Annotated in this window: 19 protein-coding genes; 10 read left to right on the top strand and 9 right to left on the bottom strand. The window is 63.7% G+C overall.

From position 1 onward, the window contains the following. Positions 1 to 16: 16 nt before the first annotated feature. The 6 genes from JET14_RS20390 to JET14_RS20365 all read left to right on the top strand — a co-directional run bounded on the left by JET14_RS20390 (position 17) and on the right by JET14_RS20365 (position 7185). A complete protein-coding gene (locus tag JET14_RS20390) occupies positions 17 to 988 on the top strand; it encodes an ABC transporter permease (protein ID WP_200336061.1) in 972 nt (323 codons plus the stop codon). Positions 989 to 999: 11 nt separating this feature from the next. Next, positions 1000 to 1776: an ATP-binding cassette domain-containing protein gene (locus JET14_RS20385; protein WP_200336060.1), complete on the top strand. Its 777-nt coding sequence runs from the start codon at positions 1000 to 1002 to the stop codon at positions 1774 to 1776. Between the two features lie 364 nt (positions 1777 to 2140). Further along, complete coding sequence (locus JET14_RS20380; protein WP_200338191.1) at positions 2141 to 2857, top strand: GntR family transcriptional regulator; 717 nt, start codon at positions 2141 to 2143, stop codon at positions 2855 to 2857. Positions 2858 to 3017: 160 nt separating this feature from the next. Further along, positions 3018 to 4277: an NAD(P)/FAD-dependent oxidoreductase gene (locus JET14_RS20375; RefSeq protein ID WP_200336059.1), complete on the top strand. Its 1260-nt coding sequence runs from the start codon at positions 3018 to 3020 to the stop codon at positions 4275 to 4277. Between the two features lie 165 nt (positions 4278 to 4442). Continuing rightward, positions 4443 to 5582, top strand: coding sequence for a M24 family metallopeptidase (locus JET14_RS20370; RefSeq protein ID WP_200336057.1), 1140 nt, complete (start codon positions 4443 to 4445; stop codon positions 5580 to 5582). Between the two features lie 73 nt (positions 5583 to 5655). Beyond that, positions 5656 to 7185: an aldehyde dehydrogenase (NADP(+)) gene (locus JET14_RS20365; RefSeq protein ID WP_200336055.1), complete on the top strand. Its 1530-nt coding sequence runs from the start codon at positions 5656 to 5658 to the stop codon at positions 7183 to 7185. Positions 7186 to 7310: 125 nt separating this feature from the next. On the opposite strand, the gene JET14_RS20360 is transcribed toward JET14_RS20365, so the two are convergent. The 6 genes from JET14_RS20360 to JET14_RS20335 all read right to left on the bottom strand — a co-directional run bounded on the left by JET14_RS20360 (position 7311) and on the right by JET14_RS20335 (position 15287). Continuing rightward, positions 7311 to 8969 carry a hydantoinase B/oxoprolinase family protein gene (locus JET14_RS20360; RefSeq protein WP_200336053.1) on the bottom strand — a complete coding sequence of 553 codons (1659 nt, stop codon included), beginning with the start codon at positions 8967 to 8969 and terminating at the stop codon, positions 7311 to 7313. Positions 8970 to 8972: 3 nt separating this feature from the next. After that, positions 8973 to 11042 (bottom strand): hydantoinase/oxoprolinase family protein, encoded by a 2070-nt coding sequence (locus tag JET14_RS20355; protein ID WP_200336052.1) that lies wholly within the window; start codon positions 11040 to 11042, stop codon positions 8973 to 8975. A gap of 30 nt (positions 11043 to 11072) precedes the next feature. After that, positions 11073 to 12038: an ABC transporter permease gene (locus JET14_RS20350; RefSeq protein ID WP_200336051.1), complete on the bottom strand. Its 966-nt coding sequence runs from the start codon at positions 12036 to 12038 to the stop codon at positions 11073 to 11075. Between the two features lie 2 nt (positions 12039 to 12040). Beyond that, positions 12041 to 13567: a sugar ABC transporter ATP-binding protein gene (locus JET14_RS20345; protein WP_200336050.1), complete on the bottom strand. Its 1527-nt coding sequence runs from the start codon at positions 13565 to 13567 to the stop codon at positions 12041 to 12043. A 93-nt stretch (positions 13568 to 13660) separates the two neighbouring features. Beyond that, positions 13661 to 14650, bottom strand: coding sequence for a sugar ABC transporter substrate-binding protein (locus tag JET14_RS20340; RefSeq protein ID WP_200336048.1), 990 nt, complete (start codon positions 14648 to 14650; stop codon positions 13661 to 13663). A 94-nt stretch (positions 14651 to 14744) separates the two neighbouring features. Continuing rightward, a complete protein-coding gene (locus JET14_RS20335; RefSeq protein WP_200336046.1) occupies positions 14745 to 15287 on the bottom strand; it encodes a GAF domain-containing protein in 543 nt (180 codons plus the stop codon). A gap of 39 nt (positions 15288 to 15326) precedes the next feature. Here JET14_RS20335 and JET14_RS20330 point away from each other — a divergent pair, with 39 nt between their 5' ends. From JET14_RS20330 to JET14_RS20315, 4 genes are all read left to right on the top strand, one after another. Next, positions 15327 to 15548, top strand: coding sequence for a hypothetical protein (locus JET14_RS20330; RefSeq protein WP_200336044.1), 222 nt, complete (start codon positions 15327 to 15329; stop codon positions 15546 to 15548). Continuing rightward, entirely contained in the window at positions 15545 to 16270 is a 726-nt protein-coding gene (locus JET14_RS20325; RefSeq protein WP_024707638.1) for a GntR family transcriptional regulator, read from the top strand. The genes JET14_RS20330 and JET14_RS20325 overlap by 4 nt, the downstream gene beginning before the upstream one ends. Positions 16271 to 16429: 159 nt before the next feature. Continuing rightward, positions 16430 to 17362, top strand: coding sequence for a dihydrodipicolinate synthase family protein (locus JET14_RS20320; RefSeq protein WP_200336042.1), 933 nt, complete (start codon positions 16430 to 16432; stop codon positions 17360 to 17362). A gap of 34 nt (positions 17363 to 17396) precedes the next feature. Further along, positions 17397 to 18329 carry a proline racemase family protein gene (locus JET14_RS20315; protein ID WP_200336040.1) on the top strand — a complete coding sequence of 311 codons (933 nt, stop codon included), beginning with the start codon at positions 17397 to 17399 and terminating at the stop codon, positions 18327 to 18329. 338 nt (positions 18330 to 18667) lie between these two features. On the opposite strand, the gene JET14_RS20310 is transcribed toward JET14_RS20315, so the two are convergent. From JET14_RS20310 to JET14_RS20300, 3 genes are all read right to left on the bottom strand, one after another. Further along, complete coding sequence (locus JET14_RS20310; RefSeq protein ID WP_200336032.1) at positions 18668 to 20839, bottom strand: alpha-glucuronidase family glycosyl hydrolase; 2172 nt, start codon at positions 20837 to 20839, stop codon at positions 18668 to 18670. A gap of 160 nt (positions 20840 to 20999) precedes the next feature. Further along, positions 21000 to 22667 carry a glycoside hydrolase family 43 protein gene (locus tag JET14_RS20305; protein ID WP_200336030.1) on the bottom strand — a complete coding sequence of 556 codons (1668 nt, stop codon included), beginning with the start codon at positions 22665 to 22667 and terminating at the stop codon, positions 21000 to 21002. Then, positions 22664 to 23746, bottom strand: a complete 1083-nt coding sequence (locus tag JET14_RS20300; RefSeq protein WP_200336028.1) for an ABC transporter ATP-binding protein — start codon at positions 23744 to 23746, stop codon at positions 22664 to 22666. Before JET14_RS20300 ends, JET14_RS20305 begins: the two co-directional genes overlap by 4 nt. Positions 23747 to 23759 lie beyond the last annotated feature (13 nt).

Genomic DNA, 23759 nt, shown 5'->3' with positions numbered 1-23759 from the left:
AGACTGGAGCAATGACGTGATCAAGTCCGTGATCCGACGGCCGGAGACAGGGGCGCTTGCCGCCTTCATCCTTACCTATCTGTTTTTCGCCGTCGCCACCTCCGGCGCCGGCTTTGTGTCGATCAACGGCACGGCCGGCTGGCTGAACCTTGCCGCCGAACTCGGCATTGTCGCGATCCCGGTCGGCCTGTTGATGATCTCCGGCGAATTCGACCTGTCGATCGGCTCCACTGTCGGGGCCGCCTCGATGATCGTCGCGCTCGGCACCAACCAGCTCGGCCTGCCGATCTGGCCGATGATCGGGGTCGCGCTTGTCGCCGGCATGGTGATCGGGCTTTGCAACGGGCTTGCCGTGGTCAAGACCAACCTGCCCTCCTTCATCGTCACGCTCGCCACCAATTTCATCGTCATCGGTGCCACGATGGGCTTCTCGAGGCTGATCGCCAACGTCACCTCCAGCTCCATCATCGCCTCCGACAGCGCGAAATTCGTCTTCGCCGCCCGTTGGGGTCAGGCCAACATCGCCATTCTGTGGTGGGGGCTGGCGGCCCTTGCCGGTTTCTGGCTATTGTCGAAAACCGTGTTCGGCAACTGGATCTATGCCACCGGTGGCAATCTCAATGCCGCGCGCGGGGCGGGCGTTCCGGTGGAGCGCGTCAAGATCACGCTCTTCGTCGCAACCGGCTTTGCCGCGGCCCTTGTCGGCATCCTTCAGGGCATCCAGTGGAATTCCGGCAATGCGACCTATGGCATGGGCTATGTGTTTCAGGCGCCGATCGTCGTCGTCATCGGCGGCATTCTTCTGACCGGCGGCTATGGGTCGGTGCTGGGCATCGTGCTCGGCACGGCGCTGTTCGGCGTGATTTCGACCGGCATCTTCTATACCGGCTGGAACACCGACTGGATCCAGCTTTTCCTTGGCGGCCTGCTCGCCATCGCCGTGCTTGCCAACAACTACATCCGCCGGCTCGCGCTGGCCTCACGCTGAGGGAGGGTTCGATGTCCCTGATGGAACTGCGCGGCGTCGACAAATATTTCGGCACCACCCATGCGCTGAAAAAGGTCTCGATGACCGTCGAACCCGGCAAGATCCTCTGCCTTCTGGGCGACAATGGCGCGGGCAAGTCGACGCTGATCAAGGTGCTCTCCGGTTACCACCAGCCGTCCTCCGGGACGCTGATCTTCGAGGGCCGCGAAACGCGGTTTTCCGGCCCGCGCGAGGCGCGCAAGCGCGGCATTGCAACCGTGCATCAGGATGTCGGCTCGATCCCGCTGATGAGCGTTGGCCGCAATTTTTTCCTCGGCGCGGAACCCGTGACGGGCAAATGGCCGCTGCGCCGTTTCGACAGCGCGCTGGCCAATCGTGTCGCAGTCGAGCAGATGCAGGCCTTCGGGCTGACGCGGGTGAAAAGCGGCGACCAGTTGGTCGGCACCATGTCGGGCGGCGAACGGCAGGTGCTCGCCATCGGCCGGGCCATGTATTTCGGCGCCAAGATGCTGATCCTCGACGAGCCGACATCGGCGCTTGGCGTCAAGGAAGCCTCGATGGTGCTGAAGATGATGCGGATCGCGCGCGAAAATGGCGCCGGCATCGTCTTCATCACCCACAATGCCCGCCATGCCATGGCCGTCGGCGATGAATTCTGCGTGCTGATCCAGGGCGAGGTCGCCGCCGATTTCAGGCGCGGCGAGAAGACCCGCGAGGAAGTGCTGAACCTGATGGCCGGCGGCGAGGACATGGCCGAACTGGAGGACGATCTCGAACAGGTCGACTGACGGCAACGGTTGATCTGATCCCCTTGACCGTGCCGTCATCCCTTACCGTCAGCCGTTCCTCCGCGACGAGGACGGCCGGGCAAACGCGGGCGTGACCGCGCCGCCGAGCGCCAAACAGCTTGTTTTTCTGAGCACAAACTGTCGACAAATGATTGTCGGCAACGTATGTTCGGGACCTGCAGGGCTCTGGCAGGTTCTGGTCGGGCCTGCTGCATGGATGTTGGAGCGCGCCGAGGAAAAGTGGAGACCGGTTTTCCGTCCGGACGCGCGAAAAACCAAAGGCTAGCGTGTTCGCGATTCAAGAAGTTCGGACATGCTCTATGGCCCACGCGCCTGCGTGTGGAGACCCGGAGAACAAGCGGCGATGGCGGCGGCGGAAGAAACGGCAAAGGCGAGGACGCGCGGATCGGGAACCCAGACGGTCTATGAAACGCTGCGCCGGGAAATTCTGGCAATGGAGCTGACGCCGGGCAGCCCACTGGACGAGGTCAGGCTGTCGGAACGGTTCGGTATGTCGCGCACGCCGGTGCGCGAGGCCTTGCTCAGGCTTGCCAGCGACGCGCTGGTGACCACGCTGCCCAATCGCAACACCATCGTATCGGCCATCAATTTCGCCGAGATGCCCCATTATTTCGAGGCGTTGACGCTGATGTACCGCATCACCGTCAGGGGGGGCGCCGCGCGCGGCCCGCATGCGCCGGCAATGATGGAGGACATCCGCGAGCGGCAGGACGCGTTCGTCGCCGCTGTGGAGGCAGGCGACGCCTTTGCCATGATCGAGGCCAATCGCGAGTTTCACGTCGCCATCGCAGAACTTGCGGGCAACGCCTACTACACCGGCTTCTTCTCCCGTCTGCTTGACGAGGGGCGCCGTGTCCTCAGGCTCTACTATTCCACCTTCGAAGACCGGCTTCCGCGCCAATACGTCAATGAACACGAGGATATCATTGCGGCGATTGAGGCCGGGGATGCCGAAAGGGCCGATCGGCTGGCGATCGCCCATGCCGGACAGATCGTGCGCCAGATACAAGACTATCTGGCGCGCGAAACCGCTCAGGCCAGCGCCTTCCCGCTGGACTGAAAATGGCGCAGGGCCACGTCGAGGAAAAACATCGCAGCCGAAACAACGGCCCGGCGCTTCGAAACCGGAAGGCTTTGCCGACGCGGGAAAGGGGCAAGCGGACGGGCGCTGCAGCGCCGCGGCGACAGGCCGTCAGACGCTGCGGAACAAGGAGATCCCGATGAAAGACGAGAGTGGCGCAGACGCCGTTGTCATTGGCGGCGGCATCGTTGGATGCATGGCCGCACGCTATCTGGTTGAGGCCGGGCGAAGGGTCACCATCCTGGAACGCAGCGCGATTGCCGCGGGAAGCAGCGCGGGCAACGCAGGCATCCTCGCATTCCCCGAGATCGTGCCGATCCCCTCGCCGGGGATCACATGGAAAGCGCCGGGGTGGCTCCTCGATCCGTTGGGGCCGCTCACCATCCGCCCGGGCTATGCGGCACGGCTCGCGCCTTGGTTCTGGCATTTCTGGCGGGCGAGTTCCAAGAGAAACTTCGAACGCGGCCTCACGGTTCAAGCAGCGTTGATGCGACTGGCCGCGGCCGAGTTTGAAGCAGTTCGCAAGGACGAGCGGCTGGCCGCGTTTGTTGTCAATACCGGCACGCTCGACCTCTACGACAGCGAAAAGAGCTTTCTGGCCGCAGCGCCCGACTGGGAAAGAAAGCGCGCGGCGGGTTTTGATTTCCATCGCGTCGGCCGGCGGGAGATCGAGACGCTTCAGCCCGGTCTCGCATCCCGGTTCGAGCATGCGATCTACAGCGATGACGGGCTGCAGGTTGCCGATCCGGCCGGCTTTACCCGCGCGCTCGCTGAAAGCCTGCAGGAAGACGGCGCCACGATTGCGATCGGAGAAGCTGTCGCCATAGAGCCGACCGAGGCGGGCGCATGCATCCGCCTTGCCGATGGCGGAACAATGGATGCCCGCACCGTCGTTGTCGCCTGCGGCGCGTGGTCGAAACGGCTGGCGAAAAGCCTTGGCGAGACGGTGCCGCTCGATACCGAGCGCGGCTACAACACCACCTTGCCGGCGTCGGCCTTCCCGTTGCGGCGCCAACTCTATTTCAACGACCATTCCTTCGTGGTCACGCCGCTCTCGTCCGGCATCCGCGTCGGCGGCGCCGTGGAGTTCGGCGGTCTCGACCTGCCCGCCAATTTCAAACGCGCCGACATGCTGCTGAGGCTTGCAAAGCGGTTCATGCCCGGGCTTGAGACCGAGGGCGGCGAGCGGTGGATGGGGTTTCGCCCCTCCATGCCCGACTGCCTGCCGGTGATCGACCGTTCGAAGGCCGCGCCGAACGTGCTTTATGCCTTCGGTCACGGCCATCTGGGCTTGACCCAATCAGCGGCGACGGGCCGCCTGATTGCGGAACTCGCCGCGCAGCAGAAACCATCCGTGAACCTCGAACACCTGCGCTTCGATCGGTTTTCCGGCCGCTAGCGCGGTTCTTCGGGGGGCGGTCACATCCCCGATCGGGCGATGCAGTTTTGGGGCCAAAAAGTTCATCCGGCCTTTCTGTCGACAAACTGACGACAAATATGGTAGGCAGTTTTGACGAATGCAAGCGCCCGGTCCGCGATCGGGCAAGATGGGGAGACCGCTGCCATGACCGCCGAAAACCGTCCCGCACCGATCAGCGAAGACGAACGAAAGGGCCGGGTTACGCGACTGCGCGCTGCGATGCAGGCCTCCGGCGCCGATGCCCTGCTGCTGGGCTCGACCACCAGCCTTGCCTATTTCACCGGGCTTGTCTGGCATCCGAGCGAACGCCTGGTCGGCGCGCTGATCACCGCCGATCGCTTGGTCTATATCGCTCCGGCTTTCGAGGTTTCGAAGATCGAGACGCTTGAGCGGATCGACGGCGATATCGCCGCGTGGGAAGAGCACGAAGACCCGGCGGCGCTCGTTGCAAAGCTCGCGGGTCAGGGCCGGACGCTGGCGCTGGACGATGCGTTGCCGTTTTTTGCCTATTCGGCGCTCGCCCGGCAGTTCGCGCCCGAACGGCTGACAGACGGCGGGCCGATGATTTCCGCATTGCGCGCAGTGAAATCGCCGGCCGAGATTGCGCTGATGCAATATGCGATGGATGCGACGCTCGCAGTGCACAAGCGCGTCCACGCACTGATCGAGCCGGGCATCCGCGCCTCCGAGGTCGTGCGCTTCATCGACGAGACCCACCGCGCGCTGTGCGGTTCCGGCAGCACCTTTGCGATCTGCTCCTTCGGCGCGGCAACCGCGCTGCCGCACGGCGTCGATGAAGACCAGACCTATGCCGAGGGCGATATCATCCTGGTCGACACCGGCACCATTGTCGGCGGCTACCAGTCGGACATGACGCGCACCTATGTGAAGGCCGAGCCGTCGGCTGAGTTCGCCCGGATATGGGGCATCGAACGCGAGGCGCAGCAGGCCGTTTTCGATGCCGCGAGGCCGGGCGTCCCGGCGGAAGTTCTCGACGAGGCGGCGCGGCGCGTGATTGTCGCCCATGGTCTCGGCCCCGATTATCGCCTGCCCGGCCTGCCGCACCGGGCAGGGCACGGGCTCGGCATGGATATCCACGAAGCGCCGTTCATCGTGCGCGGCAACGCCGCGCCGCTTGAACCGGGTATGTGTTTTTCCAACGAACCGATGATCGTCGTGCCGAAGGCTTTCGGCGTGCGGCTTGAGGACATTATCCACATGGGCGAGAGCGGCCCGGTCTGGTTCACGAAGCCAGGCAAAAGCCCGACAGAGCCCTTTGCCTGAAGCCTGTGCGCATTCCCGCATGCGCGCAGACGCGCGTTAACAACAAAAGGCAAACCATTTTGAGGACGCACCAATGAAGATCACCGGCGAATTGCTGATCGGCAACCAAACCCGCATGGGCGAAAACGGCACGCTGACGGCCGTGGAAGCGGCCACCGGCAAGGCGCTTTCCGGCGCGTTCGGCGGCGCGAGCGCGGCCGATCTCGACGAGGCGGTTCGGCTCGCCTGGCGCGCTTTCTTCGCCTATCGCGAGACGGCGCTGGAAGACCGCGCCGCATTTCTGGAAAAGGCGGCCGAGAACATCCTGGAGATCGGCGATATTCTGATCGAGCGCGCCATGGCCGAAAGCGGCCTGCCGCGTGGCCGTCTCGAAGGCGAACGCATGCGTACCGTCAACCAGTTGCGTCTGTTTGCCGGCGTCGTGCGCAAAGGCGCATTTCAGGATCTGCGTTTCGATCCCGCCGATGCGGCGCGCACGCCGCCCAAGCCTGATCTCAGGCTGCGCAAGGTCGGCCTTGGCCCGGTCGCCGTCTTCGGGGCGTCGAACTTCCCGCTGGCGTTCTCGGTCGCAGGCGGCGACACCGCCTCGGCGCTCGCCGGCGGCTGCCCGGTCGTGGTCAAGGCGCATCCGGCCCATCCCGGCACCTCGGAACTGGTCGCGCGCGCCTTGCAGCGGGCGGTGATCGATTGCGGCATGCCGGAAGGCACGGTCTCGATGCTGCACGATAGCGGCTATGAAATCGGCGGTGCCCTGGTGGCCCATCCGCTGATCCGCGCCGTCGGCTTCACCGGCTCGCGCCGGGGCGGACTGGCGCTGGTGGATATCGCCGCAAAACGCGCCATGCCGATCCCGGTCTATGCCGAGATGAGCGCAATCAACCCGGTCCTGCTGTTTCCTGAAGCCCTGAAGGCGCGCGGCGACAAGATCGGCGCGGCGTTTGCCGCATCGCTGACGCTCGGCGCCGGCCAGTTCTGCACCAATCCCGGCCTGATCCTCGCCGTCGAAGGCGAGGGATTTGAGGCCTTCAAGGCAAGCGCCGTCGAGGCTCTGAAGGCCGTGCCGGCGCAGACGATGCTGACCTCCGGCATCTGCAAGGCCTACCGCGAAGGCGTTGCAAGACTGATCGGCCATGGCGACGTGATGCAGTTGGCTGAAGGGCAGGAAGGCGACGAGTTTCACGGCCAGGCAGCCCTTTTTGAAACGACGGCCGCGTCCTTCCTTGCCGACAAGAGCCTGCATGACGAAGTCTTTGGTAGCGCCGGGCTGATTGTCAGATGCCGCGATCTGGCGGAACTCGAAACCGTGGTCGACGGCATTGAAGGCCAGTTGACGGTGGCGCTGCACATCGCCGAAGCCGACTATCCGGCGGCGAAGAAGCTGATGCCGAAGCTGGAAATGCTGGCCGGCCGCCTGCTCGTCAACGGGTTTGGCACCGGCGTCGAGGTGTCGCCTGCCATGGTCCATGGCGGGCCGTACCCGGCGACGTCGGACGTGCGCTCGACCTCGGTCGGCACGATGGCCATCGAACGCTTCCTGCGCCCGGTCTCCTATCAGGATATGCCGACAGACCTGCTTCCGGCAGCCCTGCGCGATCAGGACTGATCGGGAAAACCAGGCCATGCTTCCGCGCGTCGAAGGGCCAAGGTTGGTCTTTTCATAGCAAAACGGCTCGTCCAGAATATGGACGAGCCGTTTCGGTAGCGGGTAGGGCGCGCGAACCGGTTTGGTCAGGCCTCGTAGCCGTAGATTTCCCTGGCGCGTTCGGGCGTGAGGTATTCGTTCTTCAGGTCGCGCTCGATATCGGCGCGGCTGCGCTCACGCGGATCGCCGTAACCGCCGCCATTGCCTGTGACGACGCGGATGATGTCGCCTTCGTTGACCGTGAGGTTGGTGGTGAAGGCGTGGCGGTCGCGGGAGCCATCGCGGCGCAGCACCTCGACATAATTGACCGAACCGTCCAGCCCGCCGGAAGCGCCCCAGGGCGGCATGCGCGAGCGGGTGTAGCCGACCGAGAGGAAGTTGTTGTCGGCGCGCACGCGGTAATGCACCTCGATGCCCTTGCCGCCGCGCCACTGGCCTTCGCCGCCGGGTTCGGCGTTCAGCGCAACCTGCTCGATCCCCAGCCCGTAGCGGGCCTCGGCAACCTCGGCGGGGCAGTTGAAGGTCTCGCCGTGGAAGCCGGAGAACTGGCCGGACACGCCGTCGGAGCCTTCCCATGCGCCCCAGCCGCCGACCTGCGGTTCGACGATGGTGTAGTGGCGCCCGGTATCGGGATGCGGGCCGCCGATATTGGTGCCGCAGATCGAGGCGAAATTGCCGGCCGGAACCGAGCCGGGGAAGTGTTCCGCCATCGCGCGCAACAGCATGTCGAACAGCCGGATCTCGACCTCGGCATAATAGCCGAGCGCGCCGGGGGCCTCGACATGATAGATCGTGCCGGGTTTGGTCACCACGCGTAGCGGCCGGAAGAAGCCGCCATTGCCGGGCGCATCGGCGTCGGTGAAATCCTTGAAGGCGAGCTGCACGGCAATCTCGGTGCCCTCGCGCGAGCAGTTGAGCGAGCCGGACTGGGCCGGGTTGTCGGTGAGGTCGACGATGAATTCGTCGGCGGTGACCGTCAGCGTGACCCTATGGACCACGCCGCTATCCTGTTCCTCGGCGAAGCTGTAACTGCCCTGCGAAATGTTCGCCAGCGCCGCCCGGGCGCGGCGTTCGCCAAGATCCATATAGTCGGTGATTGCGGCCGCAAACGTGCCCGCGCCGTATTTCGCGACCAGTTCCAGCACCCGGCGCTCGCCGATGCGAAGACCCGCGATCGCGGCCCACAGATCGCCATTCAGGTAGTCCGGCAGGCGGGAATTGATCTTCATGATATCGAAAACCGCATGGTTCTCGACGCCCGCGGTGAACAGTTTCACCGCCGGAATGCGGATGCCTTCCTGGAAGATTTCCGTGGCCTCGGCCGACATCGAACCGGGCACATTGCCGCCGACATCGTTCCAATGGGCGATATTGGCGACCCAGGCGACCATGACGCCGTCATGGAACACCGGCGCTGCCAGCACCATGTCGTTGAGATGGGTGACGCCGCCGAAATAGGGATCGTTGGAGGCGAACACATCGCCTTCGCGTATGTCTTCCAGCGGGAACTTGGCGAGAATCCCCGCAATCGCCTTGTCCAGTACACCGATGAAGGCCGGGATGCCCGCGCCGGACGCGGCGATCTGGCCTTCAGGGTTGAGGATCGAGGTGGAAAGGTCGAGCACCTCGTAGATGATCGCGCTCATCGAGGTCTTCACCTGGGCGTAGAACATCTCGTCGGCGATCGCTTCCAGGGCGTTCTGGATAATGTCGAAGGTGACGGGATCAAAGGTCTTGTCGGTCATGGCTCAGCCCCTCGTCTCGATATGCGTGTTGCCGAAATCGTCGATGAAGACGCGGTTGCCGGGGTGGACGACGATGGTCGTGCCCGGGTCCTCGATCACCGCCGGTCCGGTAAAGCGCATGCCCGGCTCGAATTTCGTGCTGTCATAGATGGTGGCCTCGTGACGGCCTTCGGTGGCGTAGTCGACCATGCGCCTGCCCTTCACCGCATCCTCCAGCTTCGCGCCGGTTTTCGGCAGCGCCACCAGTTCGAGCTTGCCGACCTCGGCGGCGGCGACCAGATGCAGGCCGATGATCTCGACGCCGGCCGCAAGGCGATAGGTATATTCGCGCTCGTAGATCTCGTGGAATTCCGAGACCATCTTCGTCAGGGTTTCATCGGTCACGGGGGCAGCGGGCACCGGCACCTCGACGGCAAACTCCTGGTTCTGGTAGCGGCAGCGCACCATCGGCTTGAGCGAAACCTTGTCCACGCCGAAGCCCTCGCGGGCATATTCGGCGCGGGCGCGCTCCATGGTGTGGGAGAGCAGCGCATCGAGACCTTCTCGGTCGGCGCTGTCCATCAGCCGGGTGACGAAATAGTCGCGGCGCAGGTCCGACATCATCATGCCCCAGGCCGAGAACACCGGCGCGCCGCGCGGCACGACAACCTTCTTGACGCCCAGTTCCTGGCCAAGCGCCACGCCATGCATCGGGCCGCCGCCGCCGAACACCACCAGCGTGAAGTCGCGCGGGTCATAGCCGCGATTGACGGAGACCAGTTTCAGCGCGTTGACCATGTTGGAATTGGCGATGCGGATGATGCCGCGCGCGACGTCTTCCGGCTTATTGCCCATGCGTTCGGCCAGCTTTCCGAGCGCGTTTTCCAGTGCCGGGATATCCGCCTCCACCGAGCCGCCGCAGAAATAGTCCCTGTTGATCCGGCCAAGCGCCAGATTGGCGTCCGTCGTCGTCGCGTCCTCGCCGCCGCGTCCATAGGCGGCGGGGCCGGGCGTGGAGCCGGCCGAATGCGGGCCGACATGCAGCTTGCCGAAATCGTCGACCCAGGCGATCGACCCGCCGCCATTGCCGATTTCGACGAGATCGACCACCGGCACCATGATCGGGTAACCGGCGGATTTGCCGTCTCGCTCGATCCAGTAATCGGTCTTGATGGTGACCTGATTGTTTTCGATCAGCGAACATTTGGCGGTGGTGCCGCCGATATCGAGCGCCAGAATGTTCGGCTCGCCGATGATCCGGCCAAGCTCGGCAGCCCCCCAGAAGCCGGAGGCCGGGCCGCTTTCGACCATGGTGATCGGCACGGCCTTGATCGCGTCGAGCGAATCGACGCCGCAATTCGACTGCATGATGAAGAGCTGCCCGGCATAACCCTTGCCGGTGAGCCCCGACTCCAGCTTCTCCAGATAACGCTGCGCCTTCGGCTGGACATAGGCCGAGAGGATCGCGGTGTTGGTGCGCTCATATTCGCGCCACTCGCGGGTGATCTGGTGCGATGCGACCACCGTCACATCGGGCCAGCGCGCCTCCACCTCGGCCTTCAGGCGGATTTCGTGTTCGGGGTTGGCATACGCGTGCAGCAGGCTGATGGCGATGGCTTCAATGCCCTCGGCGCGGAACAGGGCGAGCGTCTCGTCGAGCGAGGCGAGATCCAGCGGCGTGACCTCGTTGCCGTGATAGTCCATGCGCTCCACGATCTCGCGGCGCAGGTAACGCTCCACGAACGGGGCCGGCTTCTTGTATCTGAGATTGAAGAAGTCCGGCCGGTTGCCGCGGCCGATCTCGATGGAGTCGCGAAATCCCTTGGTGGTGATCAGGCCGACCTTGGCGCCCTTGCGTTCCGTCAGCGCGTTGATGACGACGGTGGTGCCGTGGGCGAAGAAATCGACCGAGCCGACATCGACCTTCGCCTTTTCCAGAACGTTGAGAACGCCCTTTTCGAAATCCGGCGGCGTGGTGTCGGATTTTTCCGTGCGCACGGTCTGGACGCCGGTTTCAAGGTCGGTCTCGAAATAGACGAGATCGGTGAAGGTGCCGCCGACATCGGTCGAGACGCGCGTGATTTTCTCAGTCATGGGAAGTCTCTGTTCAATGCGTGAAGGATGTCAGCGGCTGCGCCGGCCCGATGCGGCGAGCGCGACCGCGACGACGATGATCACGCCGGTGGTGAGGTCCTTGAAGAAGGGGTTCACGTTGAGAATGTTGAAGCCGTTGCCGATCAGCGCCATCAACAGCACGCCCGCGACCGAGCGCCAGATCGCGCCCGAACCGCCCATGATCGAGGTTCCGCCGAGGATCACCGCCGCGATCGCCTCGAATTCCATGCCTATGCCGGCTTGGGGGGAGGCCATGGAAATGCGCGACACGGCGATCACGCCGGCGAGACCTGCGGCCATGCCCGAGAGCGAGAAGGTGACGATCTTGATCAGATTGGTGCGGATGCCCGACAGGATCGCGGCCTCTTCATTGCCGCCGACGGCGAAGACGCGACGGCCGAAGGTGGTGCGGTTCAGCAGCACCATGAAGATCACCATGAAGATGATCAGCACGATCACGGCGATGTTCACCATGCCGATGCGACCGCGACCGATCCAGGAGAACTCGGCGATCCGGACCGGGATCAGCGCGCCGCCGGTGATCAGGATTGCGATGCCGCGATAGACGAGGCTGGTGGCGAGCGTCACCAGGAAGGAGTGCACGCCGAAACCGGTGATGATCGCGCCGTTCAGCGTGCCGAGCGCAAGCCCGATCAGCGGCCCGGCGATAATGGCCGTATAAGGGTCGACATGAACGGCAATCCAGCCGGCCGCGACCGAGGCCACGCCGAAGATCGCGCCGGTCGACAGGTCGAACCCGCCGCCGATGATCACCAGGGTGAGCGCGCAGGCGATGATGGCGAGCGGCGCCGACTGGTTGAGAATGTTGAGCAGGTTCCGTGCCGTCAGGAAACTATCGGAAATCAGGCTGAGGCCGATCATCAGAATGACGATGATGGTGAGAACGCCGTATTCGCGGGCGAAGTCCCCGGGCGTGATGGAAAATCGCCGGGCAGGTGTCTGAACGTCGCTCATGATTAGGTGACCTCCTTGCCGCGGGAGACGGCGCCTTGTTCTTCAAAGATGCGGTGCAATGCCTCGTCGACCGTGGTGTCCCGGCAGTCGGTCTCCGCGAAGATGCGGCCGTCGCTCATCAGATAGCCGCGATGGGAGAGATTGATGACCTCCTCGAGTTCGGAGGAGATCAGAAGCACGGCCACGCCGTTTTTGGCCATTTCGATGATGAATTCGTGGATGCTCTGCCGAGCGCCGATGTCAACGCCGCGGCTCGGTTCATCGAGGATCAGCAGTCGGGGTTTTTCCACCGCCCATTTCGACAGCAGCACCTTCTGCTGGTTGCCGCCGGAATAAAAGGCGACCTCGCCGTCCGTGGCGGAAGGGACGATGCCGAAATGGTCGATCATCCTGCGCGCCCGGCTGCGCTCGAGCCTGTGGTTGATGAAGCCGTGACGCGAGATGGCGCCGAGGGTGGCGAGCGAGATGTTGGGGCGGGTCGTCTGGGTCAGGACAAGGCCTTGCTTGCGTCGGTCCTCGGGCACGAAGGCCAGCCCTTGCGCGATGGCGCGCGGCACCTTGAGCCGGCGGCTCTGCACGACGCCTCCTATGGCATAGCGGCCGGAGACGATCGGATCGGCGCCGAACAGCGCGCGCGCAACTTCCGAACGGCCGGAGCCGACGAGGCCGATCAGCCCGACGATCTCGCCGGGGAAAATCGTCAGGGAGATATCGGAAAGGCCGGTGTCCGTGGCGACATTCTCCATCTCGACCACCGGTGTTGCATGTCCCTGGGGGCGCGGCGGCAAAGCCGGCCAGATGATCTCGGAAGCCTCGCCCAGCATGGAGCCGATGAGGCTGTCCTTGGTCTCGCCTTCGATCGCATCGGTACGGATCACCCTGCCGTCGCGCATGATCGTCACCCGGTCGCAATTGGCGAGGATATGATCGAGAAAATGGCTGACATAGATCACGGTGACGTCGCGGGCCTTCAGCCGCGCGATCAGCTGGTGCAGGCGCTCGGCCTCGTCTTCGGTGAGCGACGAGGTCGGCTCGTCCATGATGATCACCCGCGCATCACGGGCAATCGCGCGCATGATCTCGACCTTCTGACGTTCGGCGATCCGCATGTCGGCGATCCGGGTATGCGGATCGAGGCCGAAATCGCAGGTCTCCTCCAGCGCGTGGAAGCGGGCGAGATCGCCTTTGCGCAGAAAGCCGGCGGTGTTGCTCTCCAGGCCCAGGAACACGTTTTCGAGAACGGTCAGTTCCGGAACGAGCTGAAGCTCCTGATGGATCATGGCGATGCCTCGGCGAAGCGCGTCGCGCGGCGAAAACCGGGTAACGGTGTCGCCAAAGACTTCGACCGTGCCTTCATCCGCCGAATAATAGCCGCCGACAATCTTGCCGACGGAGGATTTGCCCGCGCCGTTTTCACCGACGAGCGCGTGAACCGATCCCTTTTTGATGTCGATACTGATGTCGTCCAGGATGCGCATTCCGCCAAAACTCTTGGCGACGCCCCGAAGCCGGATGGCGGTATCGGTCATGGCTTTCCTTTTCATCTGCAGCGCGCCGGCCAGGCGGGCGCGCTGTGTGAGGCTGGGTTCCGGCGCGTCAGATGCGCGCCGGGAATATCTGGATCAGCCCTGCCATTCCGGCTCGAAATCCGGATTTTCGTCCAGCCATTCCTTGGTGATGATCTTCGGCGTTTCGCGCAACGAATATTCATCGATCCAGGTCGGAGGGGTTTCGCCGTTGAGCGCATCGACCATGGCGTCGAGCGCGGCCGCGCCCATGGATTTCGGGAATTGCGCCAGCGTTCCGGTCCAGGTGCCGGCCTTGATCGCGTCCACGGCGATCTGGTTCAGGCCGCCGCCCAGCGTGTAGATCTGCGACATGTCGAGGCCGGCATCCGCGATCGCGACCTCGGCGCCCATCAGGTGCTGGTCGGCATTGGAAAGCACGACATCGATGTCGCGATTGGCCTGCAGAATGTCCTGCATGGCGATCATCGAATCCTGGGGCGAGTAATTGCCCTCGCCGGTGGCGACGATCTCGATATTGTCATGCTCGCCGAGGATTTCCTTGTAGGTGTCGTTGCGCACATTGTCGAAGGGGAAGACAAGCTGGCCGATCAGGACCACGACCTTGCACGGGTCCTTGTCGGCGCAGTAATCGACCACCGCATTGGCCTGGGCGGTGGCGCCGACCACGGGGGTGGAGGCGACGGTGACGGTGAGGCCCGGCACCTGAGGTTCCATTTCGGTCAGCTCCGGACCGACGGGAAACAGCGTCGTGCCGACCTTGACGCCGGCCTTCACGGCATCTTCCAGCGCGGTCGCGATGCCGACCGTGTCGTTGGGCGTGATGATGATGGCATCGAACTTGCCGCCGGCGACGATGTCCTCGACCTGGGAGAACTGCGCCGTGGCGGAAAATTCGCCGTCGAAAATCTGGGTGCTGACATTGTCGTAGCCGGACGCGGCTTCCTTGATGCCGTCATAGATCGCCTGGTTGAAGCCGTTCTGCGACGAGGCGGCAAGGAAAGCGATGTTGAAATCCTCGGCCTGGGCCGAAAGCGGCGTGGCCAGCGTCAACGAGAGGATCGCTGCTTTGAATGTGGTGTGCATGGCTCGGTTTCTCCGGGTTTGAGATGTCTTCGTCGGGATTATGCGGCCGGTGACGGCCATTGATCGGGACTCTCCGGCCCCTTTTCAGGTCTGGTCAGGCTTGGCCCGGTTGGGCGGTTTTCCTCAGGTCGGGTTGAAAGGTGGCCGTTTCCGCGCCTTCGAGGTGCAGGAGAAGGAACGCGGCCGTTGCCGCCGGCTGCCAGGCTAGCGCCCGGGCGACAGTCTCCGGCGTGAAGCGGCCCCGCGGGCCCAGCAGGTTGACCGTTCCGATCACGCGTCCGTCGGCGATTGCCGGCAGGTTCATGTTGGATTCGAAGCCGAGGTCGCGGATCTTTTCCCAATCGAAGAAGACCTCGGCGATCTCTTCGATGCGGGTCGTGCTGAAATGCCGGGTTCCGGCAATGACAGTGTCGAAATAGCGGTTCCTCTCAAGCGGCTTGAACCCGCCAAGGGCATAGGCTTCGAGATTTTCCGAAAACACCCGGCGCGAGCGCATGCGCGGCAGGTCGTAAACCGAGGCGGTGGTCAGACCTTCGCCCACCTCCGCGTTCAGCCCGTCGAGAAGATAGGCGAAGACCTGCCTCGGGGCACCCGGCCCGGCGGACAGCCGGAAGATTTCCGCCGCGTCGCAGGGCATCAGCCGTTTTCTCCGGGCGCGCGCCGTCGGCGCGCCGCCGTGAACCTGCCGCCCGACGCTTCGGCGCAAGACGGTGGGGCGTTCGTGCGGGCGGGTTTCATGGTGGCGCTGCGTCCGTTCCGGGTTGCTCTCATGGGTGAACAGGCCGTCACGCTATCGTCAAAAATTCAATTTGTCGACAAAAAAAATTTGAGACTTGCCATGGATTGTGTGCAAGGAGTGTTGCATGTTGCCAGAAAAATCCAGGAGAGGCGGGCATGATGGTCAAGATATCGGCGGAAAAGAACGTGCTCCCGAGCCAGCACGTCAGGCGCGGCGGCGGCGTGGCGCATGTCTATGAGACGCTGCGCAACGAGATCATCGAACTCAAGCTCGCGCCGGGGAGTCCGATCGACGAGACCGAGTTGTCGGACCGGTTCGCGATGTCGCGCACGCCGATCCGCGAGGCGCTCGTGCGGCTCGCGGCGGAAGGACTGATCACGGCGCTGACCAACCGCACGACAATCGTCTCCAACATCGATTTCGTGCAGCTGGGCGCGTTTTTCGATGCGTTGACGCTGATGTACCGGGTGACCGCGCGGCTTGCGGCAGTCCACTACAACGAGGCCGATCTTGCCGGGATCCGCTTGCATCAGCGCCGCTTTGCAGAGGCCGTCGAGGCCCGGGATGTGCTGGGCATGATCGCGACCAACCGCGATTTCCATATCGCCATCGCCGAGGCCGGCCGCAACAAATACTATACCGATCTGTTCCGGCGCCTGCTGGATGACGGGCGGCGCATCCTGCGCCTTTATTATCGCTCCTATGACGACGATCTGCCGCGCCAGTATGTGGCCGAGCACGAACACATCGTCAGCGCGATGATCGCACGGGACGAGGCCGAATCCGACCGGCTTGCCGTGCAGCACGCCGACCAGATCGTGCGCCAGATCCGGGCCTATATCTCGGCGGATTCCCGCAGCGTCTCCTCGATTTCACTTTGAGCGACGCCGGGCGTTTTGCGATCAAGCTCGGCACTTGAGTATTTTATTTGTCGACAAATTGAATCATCGATGGTACTGGCATGGTAACGGGGCTGGGCCTCGACGCCAGCGGCCGCGCGCCGCCGACCCCGATCCCTTGTGCATATGAAAGGACCCCAGATGCGCGATACGATCTTCACCGGCTGCATTCCGGCGCTGATGACCCCCTGCAAGGCTGACCGCACCCCGGATTTCGCGGCATTGGCGCGCAAGGGTCGGGCGCTTGTCGATGCCGGCATGTCGGCCGTCGTCTATTGCGGGTCGATGGGCGACTGGCCGCTCCTGACCGACGAAGAGCGGATGCAGGGCGTCGAGGCGCTGGTCGAGGCGGGCGTACCGGTCATTGTCGGAACCGGTGCGGTCAATACGAAATCCGCGGTGGCGCTCGCGACGCATGCCGCCCGCGTCGGCGCCGCCGGCCTGATGGTCATTCCGCGGGTTCTCTCGCGCGGTTCTTCGGCTTCGGCGCAGAAGGCGCATTTCTCGGCGATTCTCGCGGCCGCCAACGGCCTGCCCGCCGTCATCTACAACAGCCCCCATTACGGCTTTGAAACCCGCGCGGACCTGTTCTTCGCCTTGCGTGCCGACTATCCCAACCTGATCGGCTTCAAGGAGTTCGGCGGCGCGGCCTCCCTGTCCTACGCTGCCGAGCACATCACCTCCGGCGACCCCGAACTGACGCTGATGGTCGGCGTCGATACCCAGGTTTTTCACGGCTTCGTCAAATGTGGGGCGACCGGCGCAATTACCGGCATCGGCAATGCGCTGCCGAAGGAGGTCCTGCACCTCATTTCGCTCTGCAGGGCCGCCGCCGAGGGCGACAGCGAGGCCCGCGTCAAGGCGCGCGAACTCGAGGAAGCCCTGATGGTGCTGTCGAAATTCGACGAGGGCGTTGATCTCGTGCTGTTCTACAAATATCTGATGGTGCTGAACGGCGACGAAGAATATAGTCTGCACTTCAACGAGACCGATGCGTTGACCGCGCCGCAGCAGGCCTTCGTCGAAGATCAGTACAAGCAGTTCAAGACCTGGTACGCCAGCTGGGTGGCCTGAAACCGGCTGAGCGGGCCTTGCCAGGGAGCAGCGAATGCATGTGATTGACAGCCACACCGCTGGCGAGCCGACGCGGGTCATCCTCGACGGCTTTCCCGATCTTGGTTCCGGCCCGCTTTCCGAACGCGCCGCGCTGCTTGCGACGCGCTATTACGACGACTACCGGGCCGTGGTGCTGGAGCCGCGCGGCCAAGTCGCCATGGTGGGCGCGCTGCTGGTGCCGCCGGTGGACCCGACCTGCGTCACCGGCGTCATTTATTTCGACGTCGGGGCGGTTCTCGGCATGTGCGGTCACGGCACGATCGGCCTTGCCGTGACGCTTTATCACATGGGCCGGATCGGCACGGGGCTGCATCGCATCGAAACGCCCGCCGGCGTCGTCACCGTCGATGTTGAGGATGAAAGCACGGTCACCGTCACCAATATCGAAAGCCGCCGGGTTGCGGCGGGCGTCACTGTGGACGTGCCGGAATTCGGTGCTCTCACCGGCGATGTCGCCTATGGCGGCAACTGGTTTTTCCTGGTCGATCCGAGCCCGATCCCGGTGGTCCCGGAGAATATCCGCGCGCTGACGGATCTTGCCGTCGCCACCCGGACCGCGCTCAACGCCGGTAAGATCGGCGGCGAAAACGGCGAGCCGGTCGACCATGTCATCTTCTACGGCCCGGCCGGCGACAAGGCGGCGCATAGCCGCAATTTCGTGCTCTGCCCGGACGACGCCTATGACCGCTCCCCCTGCGGGACCGGCTGTTCGGCGCGGCTCGCATGCCTTGCCGCCGCCGGACAAGCGGGCGAAGGCCAGGAGATCGTGCAGGATAGCATTATCGGCTCCACCTACCGGCTTTCCTACAGGGCCGGACAGAAGGGCGGCGTGATCCCGTCGATCACGGGAAAGGCCTATGTCATCTCCGTGGCCGAACTGGTGTTCCACCCCGAAGATCCCTTCCGCAACGGCATCGTCCTCTGATCCGCGCCCGGAGAGCGAGGCTGCGCCGTCACGGCGCCTGCACGGCGGCGGCGAGATAGCGCGAAAATGCGATCGCCCTGAACGTCCGACAATCGGCTATATCCCTATCGCGACTGCGACAGGCCTGCCGTCGCCAAGCCGAAAGCCCCGGCGAAACAGGACCCTGCAGATCGCGTCCGGGATAAACCGATGGGTTTCACGCGCGGCGCAATGCGACTGTTCGTGGGCTAGAGCGCCGTGCGTCCATTCGGACGCACAAAGGACGCTCTATCCTATTTTATCTACGCATCGTGCTTTCCGAAAATCGATTTCGATTTTTGGGCCGATGCGTCGATCGCTCACGCCGGGTCCCCCGGCGCAAAGCGGAAGTGGATGGTGCGATAGTGCTCCAGCGTATGCGCCGGTGCAGCGTGTCCTTCCGGCAGCGGACGATGGGCGATGGCGGAGAAATAGGCAAGGCAAGCGTCACGCCACCACTTCGCCTCGCGATGCTGGATTTGGAGAAAAGCGCGCACCTGCTCGAAACGCTGGCTATCCACTTGCGGGCGGAGGCTCTCCCAGGATTTCATCATGCGCGAAACGCCGTCCACGCCCTCGTCGTAGCGCGTCGCAAGGCCTTCCCAGAGCGTCTTTCCGCAGGTCAGCGGAAAATCCCACGGGACATGGTGAAACCAGAGCAGATAACGCTCGTCGAAACCGTGCGGGTCGGCAAACAGGGCCGCCACCTCGGGGCTGTACTGGGCAACCGCATTGCTCCCGTCGGACAGGCGGTTGAAGCCGATGCCGTTTTCATCCGCGCGGTTATAATAGGTCGGGTTCCACTCCGGCCGATCCAGCTCGCTCACCCACGGTCCCGGCCCGTAATGGTGGCCCGTTGCCACCTGATGGTGCAGACCATAAGGCATCATGTAGTTCACCAGCGTCTCGTGAGAGCCCATCATCATGTCAACGACGGTGCGGACGAAACCGGGCTCGTCGGTGAAGGTCATCTTCACCCAGTCTTCGGCGATGGCGGCGGCCGGTTCATCGGGGTCCCATGCCAACCGGCCATAGACATACCAGTTGGCCTGATTGAACGTGCCGCCCGTCCAGTCGCGGTCGGTCCCGATATTGGCCACCGCGGCAATCCCCGTCACCTTCTGCGGGAAGACCTCGCCCTTGAGAATTCTGCTGACGGTTGTTCCCGCACCGCGCGCGCGGGTGTCGAACTTCAGAACCTCCTCGAAGGCCGGTCCGAGATAGGCCAGATGCGTGGCCTGGCCGAGATACTCCTTGGTGATCTGGAATTCCATGACCAGCGGCGTTTTCGTGATCTGCCCGAAGGCGGGCGAGACCGGTTCGCGCGGCTGAAAGTCGATCGGCCCGTTCTTGACCTGCAAAAGGACATTGTTACGGAAGGTGCCGTCGAGCGGCTTGAATTCGCTCAGGGCTTCCGTGGCGCGGTCGGTGCCGGGGTCGGACGCATAGACGAAGGCCCGCCAGATCAGGATGCCTCCGTGCGGCGCAAGAGCATCCGCCAGCATGTTGGCGCCTTCGGCATGGTTGCGGCCATAGTCGCCGGGACCGGGCTGGCCTTCCGAATTGGCCTTGACCAGAAAGCCGCCGAAGTCGGGGACCAGGCGATAGACTTCGCGCGCCTTGTCCTTCCACCATTGCTGCACGGCGGGATCGGCGGGGTCCGATGTCGCCAGTTCGCCCAAGGCCGAAGGGGAGGCGAAATTCACCGAGAGGAACACCTTCAGCCCGTAAGGTCGGAACACATCCGCAAGCTTCGCGGCCTTCTGGAGATGGAGGTCGTTCAGGATCTCCGGCGCCGCATTGACATTGTTCAGCACCGTGCCGTTGATGCCGACAGACGCGTTGGCGCGGGCATAGTCGACGTAACGCCGGTTGACGTAATCGGGAAGCGTCCACCAGTCCCAGATGGAATAGCCGGCATAGCCGCGCTCGACCGAGCCGTCGAGATTGTCCCAGTGATTGAGAAGCCTGAGGTCGAGTTTGGGCGCGGAAGCAAGGTCGATCTTTGCCGGATCGCCGCCCGTCTGGATGTGGCGGAGGAAGGCGAAGCAGCCATAGAGCACGCCAATATCCGTGTTGGCGGCGATGGCCGTGACGCGCTTGCCGTCATGGGTCAGGCTGGAAACGCAATAGCCTTCCTTGCCAAGATCCGACAGCGGCAGGTCCAGAGCGGCGATCAAGGGCAGGTTTTCAGGCGTTCCTGCAACAACGGCGCCGTCGCAGATCTCGCCGTCGTCGAGAACCGGAACGCATTTGACCAGCATGGCGAAGAAGGCGCGCTCCAGTTCTTTCCGGGCTGCCGTCATCGTCGGGCTTGCAGCCCCGAAAACGAAGGCACGGACGGCATTTTCCACCGCACTCCTTCGGGGATCAGCGAGCGGGCGGTAGCGCAGCCAGAGATCATAACCATCTTCGTCGACAGCCGATGCGGAGCAGTGTTGGCCGGTCTTGGCCGCTTCCAGTTTGAGCAGGTGCGATAGCAGGGTGTTCATCGATTATTACCGTCGGAACCGGATGACGCGGGCCGCCGCCAATGGGCCGCTTTCGGCGTCATCCGTATTTCAGGGAGCAAACCTCGCCCGTCTTCGGCGCTCGGGCGCCAAAGTCGGGTCTGTCTGCGGTTTTCAGGTAGGCGTCAGGGAGGAGAAGCGCCTAGCCCGGCAGTTCGTAGTCGAACCATTCAAAATCGTCGGCATGGCCCTGGCCGCTGATGTCGTAGGCGGCCATGCCGACGAAAGCGCCGGTGAAGTTGTTGCCCTCGCCGACACCGGCTTCGTCCGACAGGATGGTCGCATCCAGCACCGGACCGACCGCCTGCCAGTCGCCATCGGGCACACGCCAGTTGAACTGCAGCTCCGTCACATCGACCGTGGCCTGCAGCGCGACCGGCCCGTCGGGCAGCCGCACGGGGTCACCCGAGAAGACGGCCTTGCCGAAGGGGAAATCGCCGAGCGCGGACATGATCCGGAGCGCCCGGCTGCCGTCATCTTCGCGGGTAATGTTGAGGAAATGATACTGGCACTGATTGTACCAGCACATCAGTCCGGCAAAACTCTGGAAGTCGCGCGGTTCGTAGTGCACCAGCGTGGCGGCGCGATAGCGATGGGCCGTCTGACGCCGTGCGAGAAGCGCCTGCTCGAACATGGTGCCGGGCGACTGGCGACCGTAAATGCGAACATGACCCGGATTGGCGTCGAGCGAGAACAGCCGCTCCGGCTCGGGGCTGCGCAGCCACTGGAACGCCGGTGGCAGGGGGCCGGGAGCAAAGGTCGTGCGCACCGCTTCCTGCACGGGCGCGGCCGGCACAATGCCCTGAGGCCGCGGCGTGTGGAGCGAGGTCGGATGCAGTCCGCCTTCCGAAAGATAAAGCCACCCGTCGTCCCGCCATTCCACCTTCTGGATCGCCGTCTCGCGACCAAGCGGCGAACGCCGTTCAATGGCATTGGACCCCGGCAGGTCGCGCCGTGTCTCGGCGCGTCCCGCCGCGCTGTCGACGGTAATCGGGCGGGAGCAGAGGTGAACCATATAGGTCTCGCCTGCCGCCGTCTCGACGATATCGGCATGGCCGCAGCGCTGCAAAGGCGCCTCCGGCGCAAAGGCCGTGGTCAGCACATGCTTGTTCGGATGCACCTCATAGGGGCCAAGCAGGTTGCGGGAACGTGCCAGCGTCACGGCATGGTCGTAGCCGGTCCCGCCTTCGGCCGTCATCAGGTAATACCAGCCGTCGCGGTAATAGAGATGCGGCGCCTCGGTGAGTTTCCGGTCGGTGCCCCTGAAGATGTTGTGAACCGGACCGACAAGTTTTTTCTCGGCGGTGCTGTATTCCTGCAGAACAATGCCGGCGAACTGGTCGCCGTGCCCGGTCTGGCGGTGGTCCCACAGCATGTTGACCAGATATTTCTTCCCGTCCGGTGCGTGAAACAGCGAGGGATCGAAACCGCTGGAATTCAGATAGATGCGCTCCGACCACGGGCCGTTGACCGATGGCGCGGTCGTCAGGTAATTCGGCGCATCCTTGAAGCTGCCGGAAAGCCGTTTGACATCCGTGTAGATCAGCCAGAACAGGCCATCGGCATGGGTCAGACACGGTGCCCAGATGCCGCAGCTGTCGGGGTTGCCGCGCATGTCGAGCAGATCGGCGCGCGCCAGCGGCCGGCAGACCAGCGTCCAGTTGGCCAGGTCGCGCGAATGGTGGATCTGCACGCCGGGATACCATTCGAAGGTCGAGGTGGCGATATAGTAGTCATCGCCGACGCGACAGATCGAAGGGTCCGGATTGAACCCGGGTAGAATGGGATTGGTGATCATGCTGTCTGTCATCGGATCGCCTGCTCGTTTTTGTCGAAGAGATGCCATGCGCCCTGCCGCGGCCGAACGACGAGCACGTCGCCGCGTCGCGTTTCAAACTGGCCGGGCTTGTGTAGCAAAATCTCCGTGCCGTCTTCCAGCTTGCCATGAAGGTAAGTATCGCGGCCGTGCTGTTCGGCAATGGAGACAGCGAACCGCCAGCCGGCGCTGCCGTCACCGACAACCTCGAGGTCTTCCGGGCGGATACCGAAACTGACATCCTGGCCTTCGCTGACCGGTAATTGCGGGGCCGCGAGGGTGATGTTGCCGAGCTTCGAAGAGCCGAAGGCGAGTTCGCCGTCGCCGACACGAACGATACGGCCATCGAGGAAATTCATCCGAGGCGAGCCGATGAAGCCGGCCACGAACTTGTTGTTCGGGTGATTGTAGAGTTCCAGCGGCGCGCCGACCTGCTCGATATTGCCCTTGCGCAGAACCACGATCTTGTCGGCCATGGTCATCGCCTCAATCTGGTCGTGGGTCACGTAGATCATGGTGTTGCCAAGCCGCTCGTGGAGCGCATTAATCTCGAAACGCATGACGACGCGCAGCTCGGCGTCGAGGTTGGACAGCGGTTCGTCGAACAGGAAAATCTTCGGCTCGCGCACGATCGAGCGGCCGATGGCCACGCGCTGCCGCTGGCCGCCGGAAAGCTGTGTGGGCCGCCGGTTCAGAAGTTCGTCGATCTGCAGCAGCTTCGACGCCGACTGGATGCGCTGTTCGATTTCCGCTTTCGGCATGCCGATGTTTTCCAGCCCGAAGCTGAGGTTCTGCCGTACCGTCATATGCGGATAGAGCGCATAGGACTGGAACACCATGGAAACGCCACGATCGGCCGCCGGTGTGCGCACGACGCTTTTCTCATCGATGAGGATGTCGCCGGAGGTCGCGGTTTCGAGGCCGGCGATCATGCGCAGCAGCGTCGATTTTCCGCAGCCCGAAGGGCCGACGAAGACGACGAACTCGCCGTCCTCGATCTCGAGATCGACATTCGGAATGACCTTGACGGCGCCGAAGGTCTTGTTGAGGTTCTTGAGTTTGAGATTAGCCATCGGTGGTAGCCTT

Source organism: Martelella lutilitoris (assembly GCF_016598595.1).
Classification (GTDB): Bacteria; Pseudomonadota; Alphaproteobacteria; order Rhizobiales; family Rhizobiaceae; genus Martelella; species Martelella lutilitoris_A.
The sequence above is the reverse complement of the archived record's forward strand: the minus strand, read 5'-3'. Positions and strand labels throughout refer to the sequence as shown.